The organism is Parasutterella sp. St.1A3, assembly GCF_059728705.1.
Genome location: NZ_BAAGFK010000001.1, coordinates 2,394,632 through 2,413,251, shown reverse-complemented (window position 1 = coordinate 2,413,251; position 18,620 = coordinate 2,394,632). Strand labels below are relative to the sequence as shown.

Here is an 18,620-nt window from a genome sequence, read left to right as displayed (position 1 = left end):
TAGGGAGAATCTCATGGATTTATCTAAATTAACTCGACGAAGCTTCACCAAGAGCTTAGCGGCTGCGGTCGGATCGATTCCTGTTGCCAAACTTGGCGGCGGACTCGTCCGCGACGCTAAAGCTCAGGCACCGCAGGCAGCCGATAAAGATGAAGTCAAGATTGTAAAGACAAGCTGCCGGGCCTGTATTCACAACTGCGGCGTGCTTGCGCATGTTCGCAACGGACGCGTTGTCAAACTTGAAGGCAACCCTGAATATCCGATGACCAAAGGCGCAATGTGCCTGAAGGGTCTTTCCGGAATTAACGCGCTGTACCATCCCAATCGCAACAAGTATCCGATGATTCGTGTCGGCAGCAAGGACGAGAATAAGTGGAAACGCATTTCCTGGGAAGAAGCGATTGACACGATCGCCCGCAAGCTGATGGATACACGCGCCAAGTACGGCGCCGAAGCGGTCTTCTGTTCGACCGGAGGCGGCGGCAACCCTGCGTTCCGCAGTATTTCGCGCTTCTGCAATATCTTCGGCACACCGAACTGGTACGAGCCGGGATGTGCGCAGTGCTATCTTCCGAGAACTCTGGCTTACGGCATTATGTACGGCGGTCCCTCAACGTCAATTGCCGACGAAAGCGCTTTGGAAATCTATGTGCCCAACACGCCGATGAAGTCCTTTGTCTGCTGGGGTACCGATCCGTCTTACAGCTGCCCGGCCGGCGGCGGCCGAGCCCTTGCCGACTTGCGCGCCCGGGGCGCCCGCTCTGTCGTGATTGATCCTCGTCTGACACCGGATGCCGCACGAGCGGATGTTTGGCTGCCGATTCGTCCGGGTACAGACGTAGCGCTGATGCTTGCCTGGATCAAATACATTATTGACAACGACATGTACGACAAGGATTTCGTCATGAAGTGGACGAATCTGCCGTATCTAGTGGATGTCAAGACGAAGATGTTTGTTCGCCCCAATGAATTATTTGACGGCGCTAACCCGAAAGAATACGTGGTCTGGGACGCAAAGACCAATGCACCTAAGACAATGAAGTATCCGTGGGATGACGCGCTGGATCCGAAGCTTGAAGGTGCGTTTAAGCATAACGGCCGCACCTTTAAGACGGGCTTTACGATGCTTCGCGAACAGTGCGAACCGTACACAATTGAGAAAGCCGCAGAAATCTGCTGGCTGGATCCGAAGAAGATCGTTGAAGGCATTAAGATTTTCGCGGACGGTCCTTCAGGCCTTTCTCTCGGCGTTGCGACAGACCAATTCCCGAATTCTGTTGAAGCGGCGATGGGCAGCGTGATTCTGAACAGCATCATGGGCTACGTTGAAAAACCGGGCACGATGATGCAGCGCTTCCCGAATGGCGGTACGGCGCCGGCGGGTTCTCTTGCCCCGCGCGCTCAGAAGTGTCTGCCTCCGAGCCAGCTCGCAAAACGCTTAGGTGGTCGTGAGTTCAAGGGTCTGCTTCAGTGGGATGCGGCTTCGCCTCAGTCTATTCTGAATGCGATTCTGACGGAAAAGCCTTATCCGCTGAAAGTTTGGATTGAACGCTCGGGCAACAAGTTCGGTGTGCTTGGCAACGCTTCTTCGTGGGAGCCTGCAATCAAGAAGCTCGACTTTGTGGTGCATATGTACATGTATCCCACATCGTTTACGACTTATGCCGATATGATTCTGCCGACGACCGAGTGGCTTGAGACCAACATGCTGATCGACTGCTGTAATTACGTCTTTGCCCGTCAGGCGGTCACTCATACCTATGAGACACAGGACGAGACGCTGATTTGGTCGTGGATTCTGCGCCGCTGCGGCGAGCTTGGCCACGAAATGTGCCAAAAAGCGATGGATCCGGAATTCATGGGCGACGATCTGCCGCTTTGGAAGACGATGGAAGAGCTGCTTGACGCCAAACTCAAGCGCCACAATGTCACCTGGGAAGAAGTCAAGAACGGTCATAATCCGATCAAGTTTATGCCGGATGACAAATGGGCCGGTTATTACGTCTACAAAAAGACTGATTCGAAGACCGGTCTGCCGAGAGGCTTCAGCACACCCTCCAAGAAGCTCGAACTTTACGGAGAGGTATTTATCAATCTCGGAAGAACCGGAGCTCCGTATGCTAAGCAGCCGCTCGCGCCCGCAGATAAGGATTACTCGCCTCTGCCGTTCTATATGGAACCGGTAGAAAATCCGAAAGCTGAGATCGCCAAGAAGTATCCGCTTGTGATGACTAACGGTCGTCTTCCGATCTACCACCACGGCACGCTCAGAAACAATCCGTATTCCCGCGAGGTTTATCCGCTTCCGGAAATCTGGGTCAACCCGAAAGACGCCGAGAAGTACGGTGTTTCTCACGGTGACTGGACCTGGGTGGAAAACGATCGGGGCAAGATTCGCGCAATCTGCCGCGTCACGGAAGGTATTCCTCAGGGCATTGTCTATCAGGAGCGCTTCTGGAATCCGGAAACGCTGAATACTCCGACCCGCGGCTGGAAGGAAATGAACGTTAACGTTCTGACAAAGAATACGCCTCCATACAACGATGTTGTCGGAACTTACACGCTGCGCGGCTTCCAGGTCGCTATTTCCAAAGCTGACAAGGGACCGGAAGGTGTGCTGAGAAAACCGGAAGACTTCAGTATTTGGATGCCGGACGCGACCGTCACGGAAAGCGCTGAACCAGTCTATCCCACCTATAAGAACGAGGGCAAATAATCATGACACAGAAGACACTCGTTATCGATTTAGACCGCTGTATCGGCTGTCACGCCTGCGAAGCGGCCTGCAAGCTCGAGAATAATGTGCCGATGGGCGTGTATTACAACAAAGTGCTGACCATCGGTCCTGTCGGGAAGTATCCCGACATGAAGCAGTATTTCCTTCCGACCGTCTGCCAGAACTGCAGAGACGCGCCCTGCGTGAAGGTCTGTCCGACCGGCGCCTCCTATAAGACAGAGGACGGTCAGGTTCTGGTCAACAAAGAGAAGTGTATCGGCTGCAAGATGTGCATTGCGGCATGCCCTTACGGCGCGAGATCGTTCAATCCGGAGAATAAAGTTGTCGAGAAATGCACGCTCTGCCGTCATCTACAGGAGGTTAATGAAGAGCCTGCCTGTGTGAAGGCGTGCTGTGCCGGCGCTCGCTTCTTTGGTGATATTGATGATCCTGAGAGCAAGGCAGCCAAGGCTGTTGCCGCGGCCGGCGAAGAAAACGTTCATTCGATGCCGGATGCGGGCAACCACCCGAGCGTTCGCTACATTCTTCACGCGAAGAACGGGGAGTGGCTTGCTCGTCAGCCGAAGATGATCGAGTAAGGAGGAACTCAGATGGGTACAGAAGCAACGATAGTTTTATTTACCGCCTTCGCCTGTCTGAGCGCCGAGCTGTTCTGTGCGCTCGCAGCGGCTGAGTTTGGGGATCAGCCGCACGGGCGCCGGTTTGCAATGGCTGCTGCCGGAGCTGTTTCTCTTGCAGCAGCGGCCGTTTCCGGTCTGATTAACCTCGGGCGCCCGGAAATGTTCTTTGCGGCGCTCGGCCACCCGGGTACGGGAATTTTTTGGGAACTGACAGGCGCGCTTATTGCTCTCTTTGGCGTAATCGGCTATGCGGCTGCTCAATATCGACAGCTGGAAGGTTCGGCATTGAAGATTTTTGCGTGTCTGGCGGCTGCGGGGTCGGTTTTAATCCTGTTTGGCGTCGGACGAAATTTTTGGATGCCTTGGCGCCCCGCGCTCGACTGCTTTTTAATCCCTGTGATTTTTGTACTTTGGGCTGTGCCCGGCGCTTCTCTTTTGGGCTTTGAGAAAAAGCCGCGGGCTGCCGCTGTGTCTGCGCTGGCTTTGGCAATCGTTATCGCCACTTATCTTATCCGGCTGCAGTGCATGTCGGATCTCTCGTACGCGGTGGATGCGGTGCTGTTGGGAAGTGCCTCGTTTTACTTCTGGAGCAGCGTAGTTTTAGGTGCAGTCATTCCATTTGCCGCCTCCATCCTTCCGCAGAATCTTTTTAAAGGATGGGTTTGCGCGGTCCTTTCCGCTGTCGGGTGTGCCGCTTTCCAATGGGTGATTTATTTCCTTGGGACACCTGCTTGGCAGTTCTTTGAACAATAAAAATCAGGAGAAGAATCCATGGAGAAAACAGAATTAGCTGAAATGATGCAGGCGCGGTCAAACATTTACCGTCTGCTTGATCGTTTGTTCAGACGAGAAATTGACGAAACCTTCCTTGAGGTGCTGCGAAGCATTGCGGCAGAGGATGCGCACTTGCCAGACACAGCCGCAGCCCGGGCTTCTCTCAGGAAAGCGCTCAGCAGCGACTCTCAGGATATCCTGACGGACTTTGCGGTTGATTTTGCCCGCATCTTTTTAGGGGCGGGTATCGCTCAAGGCACGGTCGCGTATCCCTATGAATCCGTCTACACCAGCCGAGATCAGTTAGTGATGCAGGATGCTTATGAAAAAGTTCTGAAGATTTATCGCCGCCACGGAATTACAAAGACGGAAGCCGATTTGTATGAAGATCATATTTCACTGGAGTTGGAATTTATGGCCTTCCTTTGCGATGAGGCCGTGGCTTTTCTGGAGAAGGATGGTCAGGCGTCTTTTGAGGAGAATCTCAAGGAGCAGAGAAATTTCTTTAAGGAGCACCTTGCCAATTGGGTATTTAATTTCACAGCAACGATCCGTGAGGTTGCAGGCGATTCGATATACAGTTCGGCTGCCGACATTCTGGACGGATTCATTGAAGAAGAAAAACAGCTTCTATCTTAATTTCTAAGTAGAGTAAACAAAAAAATCGGGCCCCTCGGGGCCCGGTTTTTTTGCAGAGCCGATTAGAAAATCTGTCCGCGAACGTTCGTGTTCTGGATGATGTTTCCGATCGGATCATCAGCAGACGAATTGTCGTCAACGCCAAGACTCGGGATCGCGTCCTTACGGTTTGTGTAGTACAGGTTGCCGTTGGACTCGGTGACGCCGGCCGGCGCCTTGCGTACGACGTTAGGCTCGTTTTTGATCGCGTCCTTCATATAGTCGATCCACACGGGGAGCGCCAAACCGGCGCCCTGAGCCCTGCGGCCGAGCGTTCTCGGCTGGTCAAAACCCATCCAGACCGCCGCGCACTGATCGCCGCCGTAGCCGACAAACCAAACGTCAAACGAGTCGTTGCTGGTGCCGGTCTTGCCCGCGAGGTCGGTGCGTTTGAGCATCGCGGTCGCTCTTGCGGCAGTGCCGCCCGTGGCGACGCCGTGCAGCATGGAATGCATGATGTAGGCGTTGCGGGGATCGAGTGCTTCAACGCCGGCGACCTTTTCGGCTTCCGCGGTGGACTGCATCAGAACTTTGCCGGACTGATCCGTGACCTTGGAAATCAAATACGGTTCCGTACGGCGTCCGAGGTTGGCGAAAACAGAGAAGCCCTCCACCATCTGCCACGGAGTGACAGAGCCCGCGCCAAGCGCAAGGGAAAGGTGCGGAGGATGCTTGTCCGCGTCAAAGCCGAATCTCTGGATAAAGTCGACCGCATAGCGAGGCGTAATGGCCTGAAGAATGCGGATGGAAACCAAGTTCAGGGATTTTTTGAGCGCGTCCTTCATCATGATCGGGCCGTGGAACGTACGCGAGTAGTTCTTCGGATCCCACTTCTTAAAGCCGGTTTCCGCCGGATCAAGAACGATCGGCGCGTCGTTGATGATGGTCTGCGGGGAGAAGCCCTTTTCAATCGCGGCCGAGTAGATAAACGGCTTAAAGGAGGAGCCGGGCTGACGCCAGGCCTGTGTAACATGGTTGAACTTGTTCAGCGCGAAGTCATAGCCGCCGACGAGCGCCTGAATGGCGCCGGTATCGTATTTCGTCGCGACGAAAGCGGCTTCAGCCTGAGGAATCTGCGTGATTTCCCATGAGCCGTCTTTGTTTGCGGCAATGCGCAGGACCGAACCCGGAACGATCTTCAGATCTTCCTTAGCTTTGGGCTGGAGCGCCTTCTTAACAAAGTCGAGTCCCTTTCCTGTGATGGAGACGACTTTGCCGTGCGCCATCTGCACTTTAACTTCCGTCGGAGAAACGGAGAGCGCGACCACAGCCGGCATGTCGGTTGCGATTAAAGCTTCCTGTAGGGCGTTCTTGATGTTTTGCTCGCGTGTCTGAGGATTGGAGATGTCAACCTTAGCTTCGGGGCCGCGGTAGCCCTGAGAGCGGTCGTACTGCTGCAGGTGCGAGCGAAGCGCGCGGTAGGCATAGCCCTGATCTTCAGAATTGATTGTCGTATAAACGTTCAGACCTCTGGTGTAGGTTTCCTGCTGGAAGATGTCGAACATGAGCGTTCTGACGAGTTCGGCCACGTATTCCGCGTGCAGCGAAGCGTTCATGCGGGTCGGCGTGCCGACCTTTTCCGCGGCGACCGTCAGTCGGGTCTTGATCGGCTCATTGACCTCATGCTCATACTCTTCGTTCGTGATATAGCCGAGATCTCTCATGCGGCCGAGCACGTAGTCGCGGCGAATCTTCGCGCGCTTCGGGCTGGCAAAGGGGTTGTAGACGGAGGGCGCAGCCGGAAGTCCTGCGAGCGTGGCGGCTTCGCCGACCGTGAGCTGCTGAATATTTTTACCGTAATAAGTTCTGCCCGCGGCGGCAAAACCGTAAGCTCGGTTGCCTAAGAAAATCTGATTCATGTAGATCTGAAGAATCTCATCCTTGCTGAGATTGGCTTCGATCTTGAAGGCCATGGCGACTTCATAAAGCTTGCGGATGTAGCTTCGTTCGCTCGAGAGGAAGAAGTTTCGCGCCACCTGCATCGTGATGGTGGAAGCGCCTTGACTTTTCTTGCCGGAGGCAAGATTAGCCAGCGCAGCTCGTACAAAGCCTTTGGGCTCAATGCCGCTGTGCTTGTAAAAACCGTCGTCCTCGGCGGAGATAACCGCCTGCTTAACCCGATCGGGAATTTCGTCAATCGTGACGAAGTCTCGTCTTTCTTCGCCGAATTCGGCAATGAGTTTGCCGTCAGCCGTCCACACACGCATCGGAACTTTCGGTTTGTAGTCAACGACGGTGTCAATCGGAGGCAGCTGCGAATAAACCAGCGCAAATACAAACAGCGCTAAAAATCCGCCGCACAAAAAGAGTGCGATGCACGTCGCGATGACTCCTTTAAACAGGGAGCCGATAAAGCTTCCTGAGGATTTTTTTACCGGCGCTTTGCGTGCCGGACGTTTCGTGCTCTTAGCTGCAGGCTTTTCAGAGGTTGCCACGTTTCTCTCTCAAAATACATACGGGATGGGAACATTAGATTTTACATTTCTGAGTGCGCGATTTCCTTCTTAACTCGGCCTCGTCTTAGAGAATGTCACAAATATGGGCAGAAAACAGTCCTTTTATAAACCGATTTAGTGCATTGGGTTGGATATCATAAAAAGACGGAGGAAAATATGTGGGCGCTTATTTGGCCGATTGCCTTAATCACATTAGGAAACTGTCTTTATAATGTTTGCGCGAAATCGACGCCTCTTCAGGCGGACGCGTACCTTTCCATGTCAGTGAGCTATCTCACGGGGGCGCTCGTTTCTTTCTTCATTTTCTTTTTCTTTCAGCCAAAAGAGGCTTTTTCCTTGGAGCTTTCCAAACTGAATTGGACGGCGCCGGCGCTCGGTTTTTCCATCGTTGCGCTCGAGGTCGGCTATATCTTCGCATACCGAGCGGGCTGGAAAATCAACACGGCTTCACTGGTGACGAATATCGCCTTGGCGATCATTCTGCTTTTCATCGGTCTGATTTTCTATCACGAACCGGTGACTCCGACCAAGCTTGTCGGCGTGGTCATCTGCTGTATCGGACTCTTCTTTCTGGTCAAATAAACTTTTTTCTCCTTCTTTGAAGTCCTTTCATTACAGATGATTAGTTAAAATCAATGAGTTGTAATTGGAAGGATATCCATGTCGAATAAAGAGGCCAATCCGATTTTTCTAGTCGGCATGATGGGCGCCGGAAAATCCACCGTCGGCAGGTGCCTTGCCGAGCGTCTGGGAATGGATTTCGTTGATTTGGACGAAGAGCTCGAACGCCGCTGCGGCGTATCGATTCCGTTTATCTTCCGCGAGGAAGGAGAGGAAGGTTTTCGCCGCCGTGAAAGCGCCCTGATCGAGGAATTTACCCGAGCCAAAGGACTGGTTGTCGCGACCGGCGGCGGAGCGGTCACACAGGAGAAAAATCGGACTCTGCTGAAAAACGCACCGATTTTCACCGTTCATCTCAAGGTCAGCGCCGAGCAGTGCTATCGAAGAACTAAGAATTCAGATCGTCCGCTGCTTCAGTGCGAGAACCCGCTTGAAAAAATAACGCTTCTGCTTGAATCAAGAAACCCGCTCTACGGCGAGGTTGCTTCGCTTACCGTCGATACCGACGGGAAAGCTTCTAAACGTGTGGCAGAAGAACTTAACCAAACGCTCATCAATCTGCAGGTAATCAAATGATCAAAGTTGCTGTAAAAGCTAAATCCCATAGCTACGATATTTTTCTCGGAGAAGGATGCGTCGGTTTGCTTGCAGAAGAGCTGAAGCGGCTTAATCCTTCCTCGGTTCTGATTGTGACGAACGCGACGGTCGGACCGCTTTATCTCCAAGAGGTGAGCAGAATCTGCGCCGAAGCGGCTTCAGTCAGCAGCGTGATTCTGCCCGACGGAGAAAAGTACAAAGACTGGCAGAGCGTCTCTTTGATTTTGGAAAAGCTTGCGGCAAGCGGCGCGGACCGCAAGTCTGTCGTGATCGCGCTTGGCGGCGGCGTGGTTGGCGATTTGGCCGGTTTTGCGGCCGCGATTTACATGCGCGGCATCCGTTTTATTCAGGTTCCGACGACGCTGCTCGCACTTGTGGATTCTTCGGTCGGTGGCAAGACCGGAATGAACATGCGCGCAGGTAAGAATCTGGTCGGCGCGTTTCATCAGCCCGAAGCGGTCATCGCCGATACCGCCTTTTTAAAAACGCTGCCGAAGCGGGAGGTCGCCGCTGGTATCGGAGAAATTATCAAGCACGGCGTTCTTGCCGATAAAGCGTATTTTGAGCGTCTTGAGCGGGATATCGAGAAGCTCTCTGCGCTGGATCATCAGACGGTAGCGGAAGTTGTGGCGCGCTCATGCGAAATTAAAGCCGATGTGGTTTCACGAGACGAAACTGAAAAAGGCGAAAGAGCCAAACTGAATTTAGGCCACACGTTTGGTCATGCGATTGAAAAGCTCTGCGGTTTCGGAACATGGCTGCACGGCGAAGCCGTCGGAGCGGGACTTGTTCTTGCCGCGCAGACCTCAGTGGCGCTCGGAAAAATGAGCGAAGCGGATGCATTAAGAGTTGAAAAGTTAGTTCAGTGCGCGCATCTGCCTGTGAGAATACCCGGTTTATCCGCTCAGGCCGCTATTGATGCGATGAAGGGTGATAAAAAGAGCACGAAGGGCGTTCCTAAATTTATTCTTCCTGAGGGCATCGGGAGCGCTGTAATTCAGGAAGTCCCGGAAGAGGTTATCCGGGAAGTGCTTCTGAAAGAAGGATATGAACCATGATTACTGAAGGCTTTGAGCTTGCCGATTATGCATGTCGGTCCGCCCAGTCGCGCGGACGAGCGATTAAGGAGCAGAACAGTACCTCCCGCACCGAATTCCAGCGCGATCGCGACAGAATTATTCACAGCTCCGCGTTTCGTCGGCTCGAATATAAAACTCAGGTCTTTGTGAACCATGAAGGCGACTTGTTTCGCACGCGGCTGACGCATACGCTGGAAGTTGCTCAGATCGGAAGAACGACCGCCTCTCTTTTAAAGATCAATCCGGATTTAACTGAGGCGATGGCGCTTGCGCACGATCTCGGACATACGCCGTTCGGACACGCGGGTCAGACGGCCCTCAACCGCTGCATGCAGGACTGGGGCGGCTTTGAGCATAACCTTCAGTCGCTCAGAATTGTGGATCTGCTGGAAGAACAGTACCCGACATTTGACGGGCTGAATCTGACTTGGGAGACCCGTGAAGGTATTCTCAAGCATTGCAGCCGGGAGAACGCACTTCGGCTCGGCGCGCTCGGTGAGCGCTTCCTAAAGGGCGAGCAGCCTTCGCTTGAAGCGCAGCTGGTGAACATCGCGGACGCGATCGCGTACAGCACGCATGATATCGATGACGGTCTGCGTGTCGGCTACCTGGATGCGGCCGGTCTCGAATCTTCGGTTCCGCTTTATGAGCGCTTTGCCAAAGAGGTCAGAGCCGAGTACCCGAATATCGCCGAGAGGCGTGTACAGAAAGAAATCGTGCGCCGAATCATCGGCTGCATGGTCGATGATCTGGTGACGCAGAGTCAGAAAAATATCGATGAGGCCTCTCCCAAGAGCGTTGATGAAGTAAGAGCGCTCAGCGAACCGCTTGTTTCCTTCTCGGAGGATATGCTTCAGCAGGTTAGAGGACTCAAGAGTTATCTCATGGACAACCTCTATCGGCACTACAAGGTGCTTAGAGTGACCAACAAGTCGGCAAAGCTGATTAAAGACTTATTTGACGTGTTTTACGCGCATCCGGAGCTGCTTCCGCCCGCGTATCAGAAAAAGGTTAAAGAGCAGGGCGCGCCCCGCGTCATTGCCGACTATATCGCCGGTATGACGGACCGCTACGCTCAGCTTGAATACAGCCGAGTGCTTGATCCGACATTCGAAATGTAAGAAAAAGGCCGAGACCCAAACGGGATCGGCCTTTTAAGTCAGAGAGTCGACTAAACGATCGTGTTCATTTGTCCTGCGTAAAGAATGAACAGACGCAGACACATCATGCCCGCGATGGCGCAGAAGCCGGCAAAGTAGAAGGACATCTTCGACTCTTCCCCTTTTCCTGCGATGATCGACGCGACAAGCGGGATACCAAAGCCCACGAGGACCGCGCCGCCTCAGAACACGACAGCCCAGACGCCGTCCGTAAACGCGCTGAAAGCGAGTTTGGCGGATTCATTGCCGCTCAGAAGCGCGATGGCGATCATGAAGAGACAGAAAGTTTCTGCCGCCATGACGGGCCATTCGGCTTTATGCAGCGCATGCATGTCCGGATCGGACTCTTTCGCGCCGAAGCAGGCTGCGGCCAGAATCTTCGCGGCCGCCATACCGGCAGATGACGGAGCTGCGTTCAGTTCTTCTCTTCCGTTTGTCTGCGCAAGACTTGGAAAATCCTCACTTCAGGGGCTTCCCGGAAATCCGCTCGGGTTTACCGCGCTCTCTCAGCGTCTTGCGCTTCCCCTGGTGTGGCAGGCGTTTCGTACCGCCCCTTATCCCAGACGCTTTGTCTCCGTCATCATGGGGTTTGACGCCGAAGCAAAGGCCGGTGATATCTGCGTGCAGCTTGCGCCGCACGGCGCGGATATCGTTGCGCTGCCGATCCAAAAGGCGACAGGGCGCAGCTGCGTTTTTCGGGACATGCGGGATTTTATCCCGAATGCGGGAGGGCAGGCGCTGCCTGCGGGCGCACGCGTGCAGGCCGAGCTCTTCTTTAACAGTCTTTTGTTCTGAAAATTAGTGACAATATAGTTTTCTGAAAGCGTCGTGTTTTAAACTTCTTCGGACAAACGCCCAAAAATCCCTATGACACGATTAACCCGTTTATCTATCGCAGGACAAGCTCATTACGTTGTGCTTCGCAGCGTTAAAGACATATCGCTGATTCCGTCTGAGCAGGATATTGCCGCGCTTTTTCGGCTTTTTGGCTTTGCTTCTGAGCGCTGCTATGTGGACGTAAATGCCTACGCGCTCTTTACCGAACAGATTCATATGCTTCTGACGCCGCGTGAAAGCGGCGACGATCTCTCGCGATTCGTTCAGATGGTCAGCCGGCTCTACGGCAGATATTTCAATGACGCCTATTCGCGGGACGGAAAAATCTGGCAGAGCCGATTCGAATCCGCGGTACTTCAGGGCGAGGGACGCCTCCTCAAGGCCGTCGTATACATGGAGTGGCTGCCCTTTATTCTGGGTTTTGGAGAACCGCAGTTTTACCATTGGTCGAGTTACTCGCACCACAGCGGCTATCGCAGCGATATCTTCATGATGCCTGTCAGAGAATATTGGCAGCTGGGCAATACGCCTTTTGAACGGCAAAAAAAATATCGGGATATTTTTGAACAGGGACCGGATAAGGCATTTGGTGAGCAGCTGCTTGCGGCGGTGAAGCGAGGCTGGCCGGTCGCTGACAGCGACTTTCTGGATTACTGCGACATCTCCGCTGAAAGGCGCGCGCCCCTCAGAGGCAAGGGAAGACCTAAGAAGACACCATCTGCACATTTATCTGACACTAATTAAATTTTAGGTGAGAAATTTATTTTCTTAATTAGTGTCAGTTTAGAAAAAATATTCTATTTTGTTCGGTTATTTCGCTTTATAAATATCTTCAGTCACTTCATTTTTATAAATCAAATCCTACTGGAGATGTTATGAACGAGCTTTCTCGAGCAAGAGAAAAAGCTTCAGAACTCGGCCTTTATGATCCGGCATATGAACATGATGCCTGCGGCCTGGGTTTTGTGGCGAGCGTAAAAGGGCTGCCCAGCCACGAAATCGTGCAGCAGGGGCTGCAGATCCTGAAGAATTTGGATCATCGCGGCGCGGTTGGCGCCGATCCGCTCTGCGGCGACGGAGCGGGCATTATGGTGCAGGTTCCGGACGAATTCTTCCGCGCCGAAATGGCAAAACAAAATGTCAGTCTCCCGCCGCCCGGCGACTACGGCGTCGGCATGGTATTCCTGCCGCGAGAACATGCTTCAAGGCGAGCATGCGAACAGGAGCTGGAAAGAACCATTAAAGCCGAAGGCCAGATCCTTCTCGGCTGGCGCGATGTTCCCGTAGACAACAATATCAAAATGTCGGGAACCGTCAGAAAAACGGTTCCGGTGATTCGTCAGGTATTTATCGGACGAGGCCCTGACGTCATGGTTCCGAACGCGCTCGAGAGAAAGCTCTATGTGATCCGCAAATACGCGGGTCATAAGATTCAGGCTCTGAAACTCAAGCACGGCAAGGAATTTTACGTGCCGTCCATGTCCACCAAAACTCTGGTTTACAAAGGTCTGCTGTTAGCCGATCAGGTTGGTGCTTATTACAAGGATTTGTCGGACCCGCGCTTTGTCAGCGCGATCGCGCTCGTTCATCAGAGATTTTCAACCAATACGTTCCCGAGCTGGGAACTTGCGCATCCCTATCGCATGGTGGCGCATAACGGTGAAATTAATACGGTTAAAGGAAACTTTAATTGGCTCAGAGCCAGAGAACGCGCGGTGGAAACCGCGGTGCTCGGTGACGATGTCAGAAAACTTCTTCCGATTATTTACGAGGGTCAGAGCGACACTGCCTGCCTGGACAATATGCTCGAACTGCTGGTGATGAGCGGCTATCCGCTGGCCCAGGCCGTCATGCTGGTGATTCCGGAAGCGTGGGAGCAGGCTAAAGAGTCGATGGATCCGTCTCAGCGCGCCTTCTATGAGTATTACGCGGCAATGCTTGAACCTTGGGACGGTCCGGCTGCTATCGGGTTTACCGACGGTGTTCGAATCGGCGCGACGCTTGACAGAAACGGACTGCGTCCTGCCCGATATATTCTGACCAACGACGATATCGTGATTCTGGCTTCCGAGAGCGGCACGCTGCCGGTCCCGCAGAGCCGTATCAAAAAGAAATGGCGCCTGCAGCCCGGGAAAATGCTGCTGATTGATACAGAACAGGGCAGAATTATTCCGGACGAAGAAATCAAACGGACATTGGCGCTCGGCAATCCCTATAAGGAATGGACTAAGAGACTGAACGTGCATCTCTCGGACATCTCGGTTCCGCCGCTCACGCAGAGCGATAATCCGGTTCCGCTTTTAAGACGTCAGCAGGCCTTCGGTTATGGTGAGGACGACATCAAGTTTATTCTTCGTCCGATGGCTGAAAAAGCGACCGAGGCCGTGGGGTCTATGGGCAACGATACGCCTTTGGCGATGCTTTCTCATCGAGCTAAACCGTTCTATCAGTACTTCCGTCAGCTCTTTGCGCAGGTGACCAATCCGCCGATCGACCCCATTCGAGAGCAGCTCGTGATGTCGCTCGTCTCCTTTGTCGGCCCGCGCCCCAACCTGCTGGACATTAATAACGTCAACCCGCCGCTTCGTCTTGAGCTCTCGCAGCCGATCCTCGGATTCGAAGAGATGGCCAAGATGCGCAGTATCGAAAGGTACACGGATGAGAAATTCCGCTCTTACGAGATCGACATCACGTACCGCGCCGAATGGGGGGAAGAAGGCGTTGAGGCTCGTCTTGCCTCGCTGTGCGCCCGTGCGGTGGATGCGATCAAGGACGGCTACAACATTCTTATTCTGACCGACCGCAAAATGAGTAAAGAGCGTGTCGCGATTCCCGCGCCGCTTGCCATCAGCGCGATTCATCAGCATCTGATCGCCAACGGCCTGCGTACCAACGCGGGCATTATCGTAGAAACCGGAAGCGCTCTGCAGACGCACCATATGGCGGTTCTTGCAGCCTACGGCGCTGAGGCGATCCATCCGTATCTGGCGCTCGAAACCATCAAGGAACTCTATCGTGACGGACGTCATGAAGGGCTTGATGTGGAAACCGCGACCAGAAACTACATCACCGCGATCGGCAAGTCCTTCAAGAAGGTGATGAGTAAGATGGGCATCTCCACTTATATGAGTTACCGCGGTGCTCAGATTTTTGAAGCGCTCGGCCTGAAAAAGGAATTTGTGGACCGCTATTTCCAGGGTACCAGCTGCAAAGTCGGCGGATTGGACATCTTTGACGTCATGCGCGAAGCGATCGAGCAGCACCGTGCAGCCTTTGACGAAGAAAATCATCGGCAGAAGCTTCTGCCCACACTTGGCGAGTACCAGTGGAGAGCCAGAGGCGAAGAGCATATGTGGACGCCGGAGGCGATCTCCAAGCTGCAGCATGCGACGCGCGGAAATTCTTACCAGACTTATAAGGAATATGCGGAGATCATCAATGATCAGAGCGAGCGTCAGATGACGCTGCGCGGACTGATGGAGTTCGCGGTGGATCCGACAAAAGCGATTCCGCTTGAAGAAGTGGAGCCCGCAAAGGAAATCGTCAAGCGCTTTGCGACCGGTGCGATGTCACTCGGCTCGATTTCAGCTGAAGCGCACGCGGTTCTTGCTGTCGCAATGAACCGTATCGGCGGAAAGAGTAATACCGGCGAGGGCGGAGAAGATCCGAAACGCTATCGTGAAGAAATGCGTCTCGGTCACTCTCCGATCAAAGCGGGCGATACGCTCAAAGACATTCTCGGCAGCGACCGTATTGTCGCGGACGTCGCGCTTGAGGCGGGCGACTCTCTGCGCTCCAAGATTAAGCAGGTCGCCAGCGGACGCTTCGGTGTGACAGAAGAGTACCTCGCGAGTGCCGATCAGATCCAGATTAAGATGGCTCAGGGCGCTAAACCCGGTGAAGGCGGCCAGCTGCCGGGCCATAAAGTGAGTGAGTACATCGCTCAGCTGCGTTACTCGATCCCTGGCGTCGGTCTGATTTCGCCTCCGCCGCATCACGACATTTACTCCATTGAGGACTTGGCTCAGCTTATTCGCGACCTAAAGATGTCCAATGACAAAGCCGACATCAGCGTGAAGCTCGTGAGTGAACAGGGTGTAGGCACGGTGGCAGCCGGTGTTGCCAAGGCAAAAGCGGATCATATTGTGATCGCGGGCCACGACGGCGGTACAGGCGCCTCTCCGCTTTCTTCAATCAAGTTTGCGGGTACACCTTGGGAGCAGGGGCTTTCGGAAACGCAGCAGACTCTTGTGATCAACAGTCTCAGAGACCGAGTTCGCGTCCAGGTGGACGGTCAGATTAAGACCGGCCGAGATGTTGTGGTCGGCGCGCTCCTTGGCGCGGACGAGTTCGGCTTTGCCACGGCACCGCTCGTTGTCGAAGGCTGCCTCATGATGCGCAAGTGCCATCTGAACACCTGCCCGGTGGGCATTGCCACACAGGATCCGGAACTGCGCAAACGCTTTAAAGGCGAACCCAAGCATGTGGTCAACTACTTCTTCTTTGTTGCTGAAGAAGTTCGTGAAATCATGGCGAGCCTCGGATTCAGAAAATTTGAAGACATGGTGGGCCGTACCGATCTGCTCCGACAGAAGAAAATGCACCCGGCCAAGTGCGGCTATGTTGATCTTTCCCGTGTGCTTTATATGCCAGAGACAGAATCCGCTGAGCTTCGCCGCAACAGCACTGTGCAGAACCATGCGCTGGAAAAAGAGCTCGATTACCAGCTTCTCGATCTCTGCCGCAGCGCGATCGAAAAGGGAGAGCCGGTCAGTTTCCTTTCTCCGATTAAGAACATCCACCGTACGGTCGGTACCAAGATTTCTTCGGAAATCGTCCGCCGCTGGGGCGCTCAGGGACTCAAGGACGATACGCTGCATATTCAGCTGACCGGCACAGCCGGACAGTCCTTCGGCGCGTTCCTGGTGAACGGCGTCACTTTGGATCTGATTGGCGAGGCCAATGACTATGTGGGCAAAGGTCTTTCCGGCGGCCGCATCATTGTGCGCTGTCCGACGGATTTCAGAGGCCGAGGCGACGAAAACATCATTGCAGGCAATACCGTACTTTACGGCGCGACAAGCGGTGAGGCCTTCTTTAACGGCGTCACCGGCGAGCGTTTTGCGGTTCGTCTGTCCGGAGCGAGTGTTGTTGCCGAAGGCTGCGGAGACCACGGCTGCGAATACATGACCGGAGGTACTGCGGTGGTTCTCGGCTCTGTCGGCCGTAATTTCGGCGCCGGCATGTCAGGCGGTATCGCCTTCGTCTATGACGAGGACGGAACGTTTGCCGGACGATGCAACCGAGAAGGCGTTGAACTCGAATCAGTGCCTGAGGATAGAGAGCAGGCCGCGGCCGGTGACCATGCGTCATGGCATCTGGGACGCACCGACGAGAGTCTGCTCAAAGAGCTGGTGGAAAAACATTTCCGCTACACCGGAAGTCTGCGCGCAAGAGAACTGCTCGACGATTGGCCGCACGCTCTGAAGAAATTTGTGAAGGTCTTCCCGAAAGAATATAAGCAGGCGCTCCTTAAGGGACTGACACGCACCGCCGGAGAACAGTAATGGGAAAAATTACAGGATTTATGGAATTTGAACGTCTTGAGCAGGCGCATGAGCCGGTCAAGCAGCGCAAGACGCATTTTCGCGAATTTATTACGCCGCTGAATCCTCAGCAGGCGAAAAAACAGGCAGCCCGCTGCATGGACTGCGGAACACCCTTCTGCACATTCAGCTGTCCGCTGAATAATGTCGCGCCGGAATTTAACGATTTGATCTACAACGAGAAGTGGGAAGAGGCCTACCGCGTTTTAGCCGCTACCAACAACTTCCCGGAATTCACGTCCCGCGTCTGTCCCGCACTTTGCGAAAACGGCTGTGTGATGAATTACACCAATGTCGCGATGGGTGTGAAGTCGATTGAGCGCGCCATTATTACCAATGCGTGGAATCAGGGCTGGGTTAAACCGGAACCGGCAGCCGGCAGCCGCGAAAAGTCCGTCGCGGTGATCGGCAGCGGCCCTGCGGGGCTCGCCTGCGCTCAGCAGCTGGCACGAAAAGGATATGCCGTCACGGTGTTCGAAAAGAACAAACGCCCGGGCGGACTCCTGCGCTACGGCATTCCGGATTTCAAGCTGGATAAGAGCCTGATCGATCGTCGTATCGCGCAAATGGAAGCCGAAGGCGTGCGCTTTAACTGCGGAACCTCAATCGGCATCAAGGAGCACCCGGACGGTGTTTGGTCGGATGCAGAGCGCGTGATCGACCCGCAGGAGCTGCTACGCGACTTCTCCGCGGTGGTTCTTGCGATCGGTTCTGAAACGCCCCGCGATTTGAAGGTAGCCGGGCGCGAACTCAAGGGCGTTCACTTCGCGATGGAGTATCTGCCGTCTCAGAACAAAATTAATGCGGACGAGGCCGCGCACAAAGAGATTTCGGCTCAGGACAAAAAAGTGCTGATCATCGGCGGCGGCGATACTGGCAGCGACTGCTTAGGTACCGCGATTCGTCAGGGTGCTTCTAAAGTTCTGCAGATCGATCTGGGGCCGAAGCCTCCGGAAACTTACGATAAGTCTTCCGTCTGGCCCAATTGGCCTAATGTGTATCGTGTCTCCACTTCCCAGGAAGAAGGCGGAGAGCGTGCTTATGCGATCAGCACAACGGAATTTATCTCCAATAAGAAAGGCTCGGTAAAGGGCGTGAAAGCCGTACGCCTTGAGTGGACATCGGATCCGATCACCGGACGCCGCATGAAAAAAGAAATTCCGGGAAGCGAGTTCGAGATTGAGGCGGACTTGGTTCTTCTCGCGATGGGTTTTGTGCAGCCGAGCGAGCCGGTGCTGAAGGCGTTTGGCGTGCAGACCGATATTCGCGGCAACGCGAAAGCGGCTTATGAAGGAGTCGACGCGTTTAAGACAAATGTGCCGAAAGTCTTTGCCGCGGGCGACTGCCGCCGCGGACAGAGCCTGGTTGTCAGGGCTTTGGCAGAAGGCCGCCGCTGCGCCGAAGCTGTCGACAAATACTTGGAGGAGGAAGATAATCTCTAAGTTTTTTAACTGA

Annotated in this window: 15 protein-coding genes; 12 read left to right on the top strand and 3 right to left on the bottom strand. The window is 54.0% G+C overall.

What is annotated here, in order from left to right:
• Positions 1–13: 13 nt before the first annotated feature.
• The 4 genes from AC6I1F_RS11160 to AC6I1F_RS11145 are packed head-to-tail and all read left to right on the top strand — an operon-like array spanning position 14 to position 4,770.
• Positions 14–2,716 (top strand): molybdopterin-containing oxidoreductase family protein, encoded by a 2,703-nt coding sequence (locus AC6I1F_RS11160; protein WP_160335584.1) that lies wholly within the window; start codon positions 14–16, stop codon positions 2,714–2,716.
• 2 nt (positions 2,717–2,718) lie between these two features.
• A complete protein-coding gene (locus AC6I1F_RS11155) occupies positions 2,719–3,315 on the top strand; it encodes a 4Fe-4S dicluster domain-containing protein (RefSeq protein WP_160335585.1) in 597 nt (198 codons plus the stop codon).
• Positions 3,316–3,327: 12 nt separating this feature from the next.
• The gene (locus AC6I1F_RS11150; protein ID WP_160335586.1) at positions 3,328–4,110 is read left to right on the top strand and encodes a hypothetical protein; all 783 of its coding nucleotides are present in this window, start codon (positions 3,328–3,330) and stop codon (positions 4,108–4,110) included.
• An 18-nt stretch (positions 4,111–4,128) separates the two neighbouring features.
• A complete protein-coding gene (locus tag AC6I1F_RS11145; RefSeq protein WP_160335587.1) occupies positions 4,129–4,770 on the top strand; it encodes a TorD/DmsD family molecular chaperone in 642 nt (213 codons plus the stop codon).
• A gap of 62 nt (positions 4,771–4,832) precedes the next feature.
• Here AC6I1F_RS11145 and AC6I1F_RS11140 read toward each other — a convergent pair whose 3' ends face one another.
• Complete coding sequence (locus AC6I1F_RS11140) at positions 4,833–7,160, bottom strand: penicillin-binding protein 1A (protein WP_370528059.1); 2,328 nt, start codon at positions 7,158–7,160, stop codon at positions 4,833–4,835.
• Positions 7,161–7,421: 261 nt separating this feature from the next.
• On the opposite strand from AC6I1F_RS11140, the gene AC6I1F_RS11135 reads away from it, so the two are divergent.
• The 4 genes from AC6I1F_RS11135 (at position 7,422) to AC6I1F_RS11120 (ending at position 10,683) form a co-directional block, all read left to right on the top strand.
• On the top strand, positions 7,422–7,847 hold the full coding sequence (locus AC6I1F_RS11135) for a DMT family transporter (protein ID WP_160335589.1): 426 nt from the start codon (positions 7,422–7,424) through the stop codon (positions 7,845–7,847).
• Positions 7,848–7,925: 78 nt separating this feature from the next.
• Positions 7,926–8,462: a shikimate kinase gene (locus AC6I1F_RS11130; protein WP_289163103.1), complete on the top strand. Its 537-nt coding sequence runs from the start codon at positions 7,926–7,928 to the stop codon at positions 8,460–8,462.
• On the top strand, positions 8,459–9,541 hold the full coding sequence (aroB, locus tag AC6I1F_RS11125; RefSeq protein WP_160335591.1) for a 3-dehydroquinate synthase: 1,083 nt from the start codon (positions 8,459–8,461) through the stop codon (positions 9,539–9,541). Before AC6I1F_RS11130 ends, aroB begins: the two co-directional genes overlap by 4 nt.
• On the top strand, positions 9,538–10,683 hold the full coding sequence (locus AC6I1F_RS11120) for a deoxyguanosinetriphosphate triphosphohydrolase (protein WP_160335592.1): 1,146 nt from the start codon (positions 9,538–9,540) through the stop codon (positions 10,681–10,683). Before aroB ends, AC6I1F_RS11120 begins: the two co-directional genes overlap by 4 nt.
• Positions 10,684–10,733: 50 nt before the next feature.
• Here AC6I1F_RS11120 and AC6I1F_RS11115 read toward each other — a convergent pair whose 3' ends face one another.
• Together AC6I1F_RS11115 and nrfD are read right to left on the bottom strand one after the other, a co-directional pair.
• Positions 10,734–10,889: a hypothetical protein gene (locus AC6I1F_RS11115; RefSeq protein ID WP_237178771.1), complete on the bottom strand. Its 156-nt coding sequence runs from the start codon at positions 10,887–10,889 to the stop codon at positions 10,734–10,736.
• Positions 10,890–10,904: 15 nt separating this feature from the next.
• Positions 10,905–11,114 carry an NrfD/PsrC family molybdoenzyme membrane anchor subunit gene (gene nrfD / locus AC6I1F_RS11110; RefSeq protein ID WP_237178772.1) on the bottom strand — a complete coding sequence of 70 codons (210 nt, stop codon included), beginning with the start codon at positions 11,112–11,114 and terminating at the stop codon, positions 10,905–10,907.
• Between nrfD and AC6I1F_RS11105 the strand changes: the two genes are divergently transcribed.
• From AC6I1F_RS11105 to AC6I1F_RS11090, 4 genes are all read left to right on the top strand, one after another.
• Positions 11,053–11,517: a molybdopterin-binding domain-containing protein gene (locus AC6I1F_RS11105; protein WP_160335593.1), complete on the top strand. Its 465-nt coding sequence runs from the start codon at positions 11,053–11,055 to the stop codon at positions 11,515–11,517. The genes nrfD and AC6I1F_RS11105 overlap by 62 nt on opposite strands.
• Before the next feature lie 72 nt (positions 11,518–11,589).
• Positions 11,590–12,303 (top strand): transposase, encoded by a 714-nt coding sequence (locus AC6I1F_RS11100; RefSeq protein ID WP_160335594.1) that lies wholly within the window; start codon positions 11,590–11,592, stop codon positions 12,301–12,303.
• A gap of 131 nt (positions 12,304–12,434) precedes the next feature.
• Positions 12,435–17,126 (top strand): glutamate synthase-related protein, encoded by a 4,692-nt coding sequence (locus AC6I1F_RS11095; RefSeq protein WP_160335595.1) that lies wholly within the window; start codon positions 12,435–12,437, stop codon positions 17,124–17,126.
• Positions 17,126–18,607 (top strand): glutamate synthase subunit beta, encoded by a 1,482-nt coding sequence (locus AC6I1F_RS11090; protein ID WP_160335596.1) that lies wholly within the window; start codon positions 17,126–17,128, stop codon positions 18,605–18,607. Before AC6I1F_RS11095 ends, AC6I1F_RS11090 begins: the two co-directional genes overlap by 1 nt.
• The last annotated feature ends 13 nt before the right edge of the window (positions 18,608–18,620 follow it).